The 9,779-nt window shown below is 55.6% G+C and carries 3 protein-coding genes, 3 rRNA genes and 1 pseudogene (1 of these 7 running past the window's edge); 3 read left to right on the top strand and 4 right to left on the bottom strand.

Annotation, left to right across the window (positions count from 1 at the left end; genetic code table 11):
- Positions 1–1,563: ribosomal RNA gene (locus LG52_RS18430) — 23S ribosomal RNA — on the top strand; it begins 1,367 nt to the left of the window's first position.
- Between the two features lie 331 nt (positions 1,564–1,894).
- Here the strand turns inward: LG52_RS18430 and LG52_RS18435 are convergent.
- Positions 1,895–4,822, bottom strand: a 23S ribosomal RNA gene (locus tag LG52_RS18435).
- Positions 4,823–5,391: 569 nt separating this feature from the next.
- Positions 5,392–6,949 (bottom strand): 16S ribosomal RNA (locus LG52_RS18440).
- 490 nt (positions 6,950–7,439) lie between these two features.
- Here LG52_RS18440 and LG52_RS18445 point away from each other — a divergent pair.
- Together LG52_RS18445 and LG52_RS18450 are read left to right on the top strand one after the other, a co-directional pair.
- Entirely contained in the window at positions 7,440–7,730 is a 291-nt protein-coding gene (locus LG52_RS18445; RefSeq protein WP_044731066.1) for a hypothetical protein, read from the top strand.
- A gap of 64 nt (positions 7,731–7,794) precedes the next feature.
- Entirely contained in the window at positions 7,795–8,238 is a 444-nt protein-coding gene (locus tag LG52_RS18450) for an Hsp20/alpha crystallin family protein (RefSeq protein ID WP_044731065.1), read from the top strand.
- 16 nt (positions 8,239–8,254) lie between these two features.
- Here the strand turns inward: LG52_RS18450 and LG52_RS18455 are convergent, their stop codons facing one another.
- Positions 8,255–9,277, bottom strand: coding sequence for a LacI family DNA-binding transcriptional regulator (locus LG52_RS18455; RefSeq protein ID WP_044731064.1), 1,023 nt, complete (start codon positions 9,275–9,277; stop codon positions 8,255–8,257).
- A 56-nt stretch (positions 9,278–9,333) separates the two neighbouring features.
- Positions 9,334–9,779 (bottom strand): annotated as a pseudogene (locus LG52_RS18460) (galactose-1-phosphate uridylyltransferase); the annotation flags it as partial.

Below are 9,779 nucleotides of genomic sequence, written 5' to 3' on the forward strand. Positions count from 1 at the left end.
TCGTCCGCTCAGGGTTAGTCGGGACCTAAGCCGAGGCCGAAAGGCGTAGGTGATGGACAACAGGTGGAGATTCCTGTACCACCTTCTTCCCGTTTGAGCGATGGGGGGACGCAGGAGGATAGGGCGAGCAGGCGGCTGGAAGAGCCTGTCCAAGCCGTGAGGCTGATCCGCAGGCAAATCCGCGGATCGCAAGGCCAAGCGGTGACGGCGACGGAGCATTCCGGAAGTCCCTGATTCCACACTGCCAAGAAAAGCCTCTAGCGAGGGAAGAGGTGCCCGTACCGCAAACCGACACAGGTCAGGCGAGGAGAGAATCCTAAGGCGCGCGGGAGAACTCTCGTTAAGGAACTCGGCAAAATGACCCCGTAACTTCGGGAGAAGGGGTGCTCTTTCGGGTGAAGAGCCTGGAAGAGCCGCAGTGAAAAGGCCCAAGCGACTGTTTATCAAAAACACAGGTCTCTGCGAAGCCGAAAGGCGACGTATAGGGGCTGACACCTGCCCGGTGCTGGAAGGTTAAGGGGAGCGCTTAGCGGAAGCGAAGGTGCGAACCGAAGCCCCAGTAAACGGCGGCCGTAACTATAACGGTCCTAAGGTAGCGAAATTCCTTGTCGGGTAAGTTCCGACCCGCACGAAAGGTGTAACGACTTGGGCGCTGTCTCAACGAGAGACCCGGTGAAATTATACTACCTGTGAAGATGCAGGTTACCCGCGACAGGACGGAAAGACCCCGTGGAGCTTTACTGCAGCCTGATATGGAATTTTGGTATCGCTTGTACAGGATAGGTGGGAGCCTGGGAAGCCGGAGCGCCAGCTTCGGTGGAGGCGGCGGTGGGATACCACCCTGGCGGTATTGAAATTCTAACCCGCACCCCTTAGCGGGGTGGGAGACCAGTGTCAGGCGGGCAGTTTGACTGGGGCGGTCGCCTCCCAAAAGGTAACGGAGGCGCCCAAAGGTTCCCTCAGAATGGTTGGAAATCATTCGGAGAGTGCAAAGGCACAAGGAGCTTGAACTGCGAGACGGAACAGGTCGAGCAGGGACGAAAGTCGGGCTTAGTGATCCGGTGGTTCCGCATGGAAGGGCCATCGCTCAACGGATAAAAGCTACCCCGGGGATAACAGGCTGATCTCCCCCAAGAGTCCACATCGACGGGGAGGTTTGGCACCTCGATGTCGGCTCATCGCATCCTGGGGCTGTAGTCGGTCCCAAGGGTTGGGCTGTTCGCCCATTAAAGCGGTACGCGAGCTGGGTTCAGAACGTCGTGAGACAGTTCGGTCCCTATCCGTCGCGGCGGAGGAAATTTGAGAGGAGCTGTCCTTAGTACGAGAGGACCGGGATGGACGCACCGCTGGTGTACCAGTTGTCCCGCCAGGGGCACCGCTGGGTAGCTATGTGCGGACGGGATAAGCGCTGAAAGCATCTAAGCGTGAAGCCCCCCTCAAGATGAGATTTCCCACCGCGTGAAGCGGGTAAGATCCCTCGAAGATGACGAGGTCGATAGGTCCGAGGTGGAAGCGTGGCGACACGTGGAGCTGACGGATACTAATCGATCGAGGCTTGACCTATGAGCGGCTTCTTCCGACGGTTATCTAGTTTTGAAGGAGATCTTCTTGATATGATGCAATCAGCTTCAGCTAGAGGACACTCATCCAAGGAGTTGCTCGATGTATTCACGCTTCAGGTAGTGCGCGTACATCTGATAAGATAGAATAAGCATTCGCTAGATCATAAGGATCTGAGACTCGTATCTATGCGCAGGCGCACTACCATCGCGTGAGCTAAGTCGTGGACTCGTTTACCCTCGCCATCCACTGGCAATGTGCTAACGTGATACTTCCGCATCATGATAAGAAATCATTCCTTCAAAACTAGATAACCGTCGGAAGAAGCCGCTCATAGGTCAAGCCCTCGATCGATTAGTATCCGTCAGCTCCACGTGTCGCCACGCTTCCACCTCGGACCTATCGACCTCGTCATCTTCGAGGGATCTTACCCGCTTCACGCGGTGGGAAATCTCATCTTGAGGGGGCTTCACGCTTAGATGCTTTCAGCGCTTATCCCGTCCGCACATAGCTACCCAGCGGTGCCCCTGGCGGGACAACTGGTACACCAGCGGTGCGTCCATCCCGGTCCTCTCGTACTAAGGACAGCTCCTCTCAAATTTCCTCCGCCCGCGACGGATAGGGACCGAACTGTCTCACGACGTTCTGAACCCAGCTCGCGTACCGCTTTAATGGGCGAACAGCCCAACCCTTGGGACCGACTACAGCCCCAGGATGCGATGAGCCGACATCGAGGTGCCAAACCTCCCCGTCGATGTGGACTCTTGGGGGAGATCAGCCTGTTATCCCCGGGGTAGCTTTTATCCGTTGAGCGATGGCCCTTCCATGCGGAACCACCGGATCACTAAGCCCGACTTTCGTCCCTGCTCGACCTGTCCGTCTCGCAGTCAAGCTCCCTTGTGCCTTTGCACTCTCCGAATGATTTCCAACCATTCTGAGGGAACCTTTGGGCGCCTCCGTTACCTTTTGGGAGGCGACCGCCCCAGTCAAACTGCCCGCCTGACACTGTCTCCCACCCCGCTAAGGGGTGCGGGTTAGAATTTCAATACCGCCAGGGTGGTATCCCACCGCCGCCTCCACCGAAGCTGGCGCTCCGGCTTCCCAGGCTCCCACCTATCCTGTACAAGCGATACCAAAATTCCATATCAGGCTGCAGTAAAGCTCCACGGGGTCTTTCCGTCCTGTCGCGGGTAACCTGCATCTTCACAGGTAGTATAATTTCACCGGGTCTCTCGTTGAGACAGCGCCCAAGTCGTTACACCTTTCGTGCGGGTCGGAACTTACCCGACAAGGAATTTCGCTACCTTAGGACCGTTATAGTTACGGCCGCCGTTTACTGGGGCTTCGGTTCGCACCTTCGCTTCCGCTAAGCGCTCCCCTTAACCTTCCAGCACCGGGCAGGTGTCAGCCCCTATACGTCGCCTTTCGGCTTCGCAGAGACCTGTGTTTTTGATAAACAGTCGCTTGGGCCTTTTCACTGCGGCTCTTCCAGGCTCTTCACCCGAAAGAGCACCCCTTCTCCCGAAGTTACGGGGTCATTTTGCCGAGTTCCTTAACGAGAGTTCTCCCGCGCGCCTTAGGATTCTCTCCTCGCCTGCCTGTGTCGGTTTGCGGTACGGGCACCTCTTCCCTCGCTAGAGGCTTTTCTTGGCAGTGTGGAATCAGGGACTTCCGGAATGCTCCGTCGCCGTCACCGCTTGGCCTTGCGATCCGCGGATTTGCCTGCGGATCAGCCTCACGGCTTGGACAGGCTCTTCCAGCCGCCTGCTCGCCCTATCCTCCTGCGTCCCCCCATCGCTCAAACGGGAAGAAGGTGGTACAGGAATCTCCACCTGTTGTCCATCACCTACGCCTTTCGGCCTCGGCTTAGGTCCCGACTAACCCTGAGCGGACGAACCTTCCTCAGGAACCCTTAGGCTTTCGGCGCAGAGGATTCTCACCTCTGTTTTCGCTACTCATACCGGCATTCTCACTTCTAAGCGCTCCACCAGTCCTTCCGGTCTGGCTTCTCTGCCCTTAGAACGCTCCCCTACCGATGACCAACGGTCATCCCGCAGCTTCGGCGGCACGTTTAGCCCCGGTACATTTTCGGCGCAGAGCCACTCGACCAGTGAGCTATTACGCACTCTTTCAATGGTGGCTGCTTCTAAGCCAACATCCTGGTTGTCTTGGCAACTCCACATCCTTTTCCACTGAACGTGCACTTCGGGGCCTTAGCTGGCGGTCTGGGCTGTTCCCCTCTCGACCACGGATCTTATCACTCGCAGTCTGACTCCCGGGCATAAGTCGTTGGCATTCGGAGTTTGACTGGGTTCGGTAACCCGGTTGGGGCCCCTAGCCCAATCAGTGCTCTACCTCCAACACTCTTAAACCCGAGGCTAGCCCTAAAGCTATTTCGGGGAGAACCAGCTATCTCCAAGTTCGATTGGCATTTCACCCCTACCCACACCTCATCCCCGCACTTTTCAACGTGCGTGGGTTCGGGCCTCCAGCCGGTGTTACCCGGCCTTCACCCTGGACATGGGTAGATCACCTGGTTTCGGGTCGACGACGACGTACTTGACGCCCTCTTCAGACTCGCTTTCGCTGCGGCTCCGCCTCTTCGGCTTAACCTCGCACGCCATCGTCACTCGCCGGTTCATTCTACAAAAGGCACGCCATCACCCATCAACGGGCTCTGACTACTTGTAGGCACACGGTTTCAGGTTCTCTTTCACTCCCCTCCCGGGGTGCTTTTCACCTTTCCCTCACGGTACTGGTGCACTATCGGTCACTAGGGAGTATTTAGCCTTGGGAGATGGTCCTCCCTGCTTCCGACGGGATTCCTCGTGTCCCGCCGTACTCAGGATCCGCTCGGGAGGGAACGAAGTTTCGACTACAGGGCTCTCACCTTCTCTGGCCGGCCGTTCCAGACCGGTTCGTCTACCCCGTCCCTTTCTCACTCCCATCGTGAGCGGTCCTACAACCCCAAGAGGACATACCTCTTGGTTTGGGCTGTTCCCGTTTCGCTCGCCGCTACTCAGGGAATCGCGGTTGCTTTCTTCTCCTCCGGGTACTAAGATGTTTCAGTTCCCCGGGTGTGCCCTCCATGCCCTATGGATTCAGGCATGGATACTGCCCCATTACGGACAGTGGGTTCCCCCATTCGGACATCTCCGGATCAACGCTTGCTTACAGCTCCCCGAAGCGTTTCGGCGTTTGCCCCGTCCTTCATCGGCTCCTAGTGCCAAGGCATCCACCGTGCGCCCTTTCCAGCTTAACCTAAAGCGTCTCGGCTTCTTCCTGTCTAGCTTCGGCTCGCCGCCGCTCGGGGTCAAATAACCTTCGCCTTCGGGATTAGAAATCCCTGTAGACGAAGAACATTTGCCCGCCGCGGCGAAACGCTCGCCTCCGCTTTTCCGGTTATCTAGTTTTCAAGGAACGAAGTAGCTCCTTTGAATTCGCTTCTTCGCTGGTTTGCGTCGAGGAATTCGGCTTCTCCGAATCCGCTTGTAGACGCAGACGCCAAACATTTGAGAGAACATGACTCGTTCCCTCAAAACTGAACGAAGCGACTGCCTTGAGTCTGCTTCTTTGCAGCTTTGCGCCGAGGAATCCATCTTCCTTGAACCTGCAAGAAGACGAAGGCGCAAAACACTTGAAGGAATCCTCATTCCTTCAAAACTGAACGAAACAGAAGCGCGTTTTGCTTTGAATAACGACTGATGTCTAGCTCCAGCGCCTGGCTCTCTTCTGCCAAATAACCTTCCCCCTCGGGGTGCAAGCACCCCTCTCGGTGAAGAACATTTGGCTTCGAGAGCCGATCGCGGCGCTTCCGCTTTTCGTCCTTAGAAAGGAGGTGATCCAGCCGCACCTTCCGGTACGGCTACCTTGTTACGACTTCACCCCAATCACTTGCCCCACCTTCGGCGGCTGGCTCCCGAAACGGGTTGCCTCACCGACTTCGGGTGTTGCAAGCTCTCGTGGTGTGACGGGCGGTGTGTACAAGGCCCGGGAACGTATTCACCGCGGCATGCTGATCCGCGATTACTAGCGATTCCGGCTTCATGCAGGCGAGTTGCAGCCTGCAATCCGAACTGAGAGCGGCTTTTTGGGATTCGCTCCCCCTCGCGGGTTCGCAGCCCTTTGTACCGCCCATTGTAGCACGTGTGTAGCCCAGGTCATAAGGGGCATGATGATTTGACGTCATCCCCACCTTCCTCCGACTTGTCGCCGGCAGTCCCTCTAGAGTGCCCAACCGAATGCTGGCAACTAGAGGCGAGGGTTGCGCTCGTTGCGGGACTTAACCCAACATCTCACGACACGAGCTGACGACAACCATGCACCACCTGTCACCCTGTCCCCCCGAAGGGGGAACGCCCAATCTCTTGGGTTGTCAGGGGATGTCAAGACCTGGTAAGGTTCTTCGCGTTGCTTCGAATTAAACCACATGCTCCACCGCTTGTGCGGGCCCCCGTCAATTCCTTTGAGTTTCAGCCTTGCGGCCGTACTCCCCAGGCGGAGTGCTTATCGCGTTAGCTGCAGCACTAAAGGGTGTGACCCCTCTAACACTTAGCACTCATCGTTTACGGCGTGGACTACCAGGGTATCTAATCCTGTTTGCTCCCCACGCTTTCGCGCCTCAGCGTCAGTTGCAGGCCAGAGAGCCGCCTTCGCCACTGGTGTTCCTCCACATCTCTACGCATTTCACCGCTACACGTGGAATTCCGCTCCCCTCTCCTGCACTCAAGTCCCCCAGTTTCCAATGACCCTCCACGGTTGAGCCGTGGGCTTTCACATCAGACTTAAGGGACCGCCTGCGCGCGCTTTACGCCCAATAATTCCGGACAACGCTCGCCCCCTACGTATTACCGCGGCTGCTGGCACGTAGTTAGCCGGGGCTTCCTCGTGAGGTACCGTCACCGCGCCGCCCTCTTCGAACGGCGCTCCTTCGTCCCTCACAACAGAGCTTTACGACCCGAAGGCCTTCTTCGCTCACGCGGCGTCGCTCCGTCAGGCTTTCGCCCATTGCGGAAGATTCCCTACTGCTGCCTCCCGTAGGAGTCTGGGCCGTGTCTCAGTCCCAGTGTGGCCGGTCACCCTCTCAGGCCGGCTACGCATCGTCGCCTTGGTGAGCCGTTACCTCACCAACTAGCTAATGCGCCGCGGGCCCATCCGCAAGTGGCAGCTTGCGCCGCCTTTCAACCCAAGACCATGCGGTCTTCGGTGTTATCCGGTATTAGCTCCGGTTTCCCGGAGTTATCCCGGTCTTGCGGGCAGGTTGCCCACGTGTTACTCACCCGTCCGCCGCTGACCGAACAAGAGCAAGCTCCGATCCGGTCCGCTCGACTTGCATGTATTAGGCACGCCGCCAGCGTTCGTCCTGAGCCAGGATCAAACTCTCCAAAGAAAGTTGATTGGCTAATTTCACACCACAGACGCCAAAAGCGCCGTGGCGCACGCGCTTCGTTTCGTTCAGTTTTCAAGGAACGACAATTATTATTATAAACAATCTTTCAAGAATGTCAACTACTGTCTCTCTAGTTCATACTGCCACATTTTTGTCGCGGCGATTAACTATTATAATTGATTTTTGTTATTTGTCAATAGTTTTTGTTTCGCGATCATCTAGCTGTCACGCTCCGACATCTTGTCGAGGCGACGTCTTTTATTTTATACGCCGATTTCTATTATGTCAACTATTTTTTAAAAAAACAAACGGCTTAAAAGCGATGTGAATAGGCAAGCAAAAAACAGCGCTTTGGCTGCCAAGCTAGACGTCCTTGCTTCCGCCGCCTTTAAGGCTTGGCGGCTCGAATTGCCCCGATGGCCGTATGGTATAATGCAAGGAGGATATATCGCATGCAGATCCAAACTTATTTCTTAAGGAGGGAAAAAACGTGACCTATCCATTTTCTGCACTGCTTGACGGCTACCGCCGCCTTTGGCCGAACCGGTCGCTGACGGCCGGACCGCTCAATGAACAAGAAAGCCAAACTCTTTTATATGAAACGATGGGGCAGGAGCTGCGCGATGAATGGACGCATCCGCGCGTGCGGCAATCGCCGGAGGCGAAATTTTACTACGCCGTCAAGCGGGTGGCCGCCTCTGACTTGCCGGATGGCATGAAAGTAGCGCTCATTCAAGCGTATTTGACGGTGATGGAACAAGTGCAAACCAATCATACATAAAACAGACGAATCCGGTTCACACTACTGAACGGAAAAACATTTCTTGTCAAGGAGGATGGCAGTTATGGCGTTAATTCCGTATGACCCGTTCCGACACTTGGAGTCGATCCGCCGGGATATGAACCGCTTTTTTGCTAGTGATTTTCCATCGCTGTTCACTCATATGGATGAGCAGCACTGGATGCCGCGCATCGATATGCATGAAACGGACAACGAATACGTCGTTTCGTGCGATTTGCCGGGGCTGGAGCGGAAAGAGGATGTGCACATTGACGTGCAGAACAACATGTTGACCATCAGCGGCACGATTCAACGCCACCACGATGTCAAAGAAGAACAAATGCACCGGCGCGAACGCTTTTTCGGCCGCTTCCAGCGTTCGATCACCCTGCCGGCGGATGCCGCGGCGGAAAACATTCGCGCGACGTACAAAAACGGCGTGCTTGACATTCATATCCCGAAAACAACGACAGGAACGAAAAAACGCGTTGATATCGAGTTCCATTAATGCGAAAGGGAGCGGCTTATCGACCGCTCCCCTTTTCGTTGCCTTCGCTGCTCGAGCGGATGACGAGCTCCGTCGGCACGACGACCTTTTTGCAAATCGCCCGTTTCGTCGTCAACCGTTCGATGAGCAGCTCAACCGCTGTTTCACCCATAAATTCTGTGTATACTTTCACCGTCGAAAGCGGCGGGTGAAGAAATGCTGCCGTCGGAATATCATTGAATCCGACAATCGCCGCCTCTTCAGGAACAGCGATTCCAGCCTCATGCAGCGCACGCAGGGCGCCGATCGCCATCGAATCGCTGGCAATGAAAAACGCCGTCGGCAAGTCGCCGCCTGAAACGGCTTTTTTCATCAACCGATAGCCATCTTCGGCAGTGAAGGCGCCGATCCATACATAACGGGAATCGTACAGCCCTTTGACATACAAATATTCGTAAAACGCCGCTTCGCGCTCATCGCGGATCGGCGTTTCCCCGTCCACATATTCGCGGCCGCCGATATAGCCGATTTTCGTATGCCCCAACCGAAGCAAATAGTCAAGCACCGTCACCGTCGCTTGACGCAAGTCGATGACGACCGAATCAAACCGATGCTCATCAGGCGAACAGTCGACAAACACAATTTGTTTGGCCCCGGCGGCAAAAGTCTCGACTTCCTTCGGCCCGAATTTTCCGACGGCGATGATGCCATCGAGCGCCTCCATCCGTTCGGTCGGATAGGCGCCGTGCTGTTTAAACAATTTAACGAGTTCGATGCCGCGGTCAAAACATTCTTTTTCCACTCCAAGGCGAATCGCCATATAATACGGGTCATCGATTTCCTGGCGCTCCGAATACCAGTGAATGAGCCCGAGGCGAAACGATTCGCGCGCTTGCTGGCTTCGTTCCCGCAATGTTTTGTAGTTCAGCTCTTGGGCAACCTCAAAAATGCGCCTTCTCGTTTCATCGGAAACGGACAGCGTCGCATCGTAATTGAGCACGCGCGAGACGGTCGCGACTGAAACGCCGACTTTTTCCGCGATTTCTTTTAACGTGGCCATAGTCTGTTTGTGATCCCTTCCTTATGTTTCATATGAAACGCGTTTTTTCGCCGCATTTAAACAAGAGACGACATGCGCTCCACAGCGTGCTGCATAAAGCGGCGAAACGCGTCCTTCCCTCGCTTGTCCCGCTTAAACACCCCGGCATGTTCCAACACGGTGACAAACCGTTGCCCGACTTCGTACTTCAAAATGTCATGGACATTGTCCTTCGTGATGTCCGGATAGGCCGAGCGAATGGCTTCGCACCAATCCCAATGTTTCTGCATCGACTCGTCCCAGTCTTCTTTTTTTGTCTGATGCACGAGATAATCGGCCAGCGTCTCCAATTCCGCGGCAAGCCGTGCCGGCAGCACCGCCAGCCCCATCACTTCAATCAAGCCGATGTTTTCCTTTTTAATGTGATGCAATTCTTCATGCGGATGGAAAATGCCATACGGATATTCAGGCGATGTCCGGTTGTTGCGCAACACGATGTCCAACTCAAACAAATCGCCGCGCC

It is taken from the genome of Geobacillus kaustophilus, from assembly GCF_000948285.1.
Lineage (GTDB): Bacteria > Bacillota > Bacilli > Bacillales > Anoxybacillaceae > Geobacillus > Geobacillus thermoleovorans_A.

Excerpts from the sequence above, each read along its gene's own strand:
- LG52_RS18450 (WP_044731065.1), top strand. The coding sequence starts at position 7,795 with ATGGCGTTAATTCCGTATGACCCGTTCCGACACTTGGAGTCGATCCGC.
- LG52_RS18455 (WP_044731064.1), bottom strand. The coding sequence starts at position 9,277 with ATGGCCACGTTAAAAGAAATCGCGGAAAAAGTCGGCGTTTCAGTCGCG.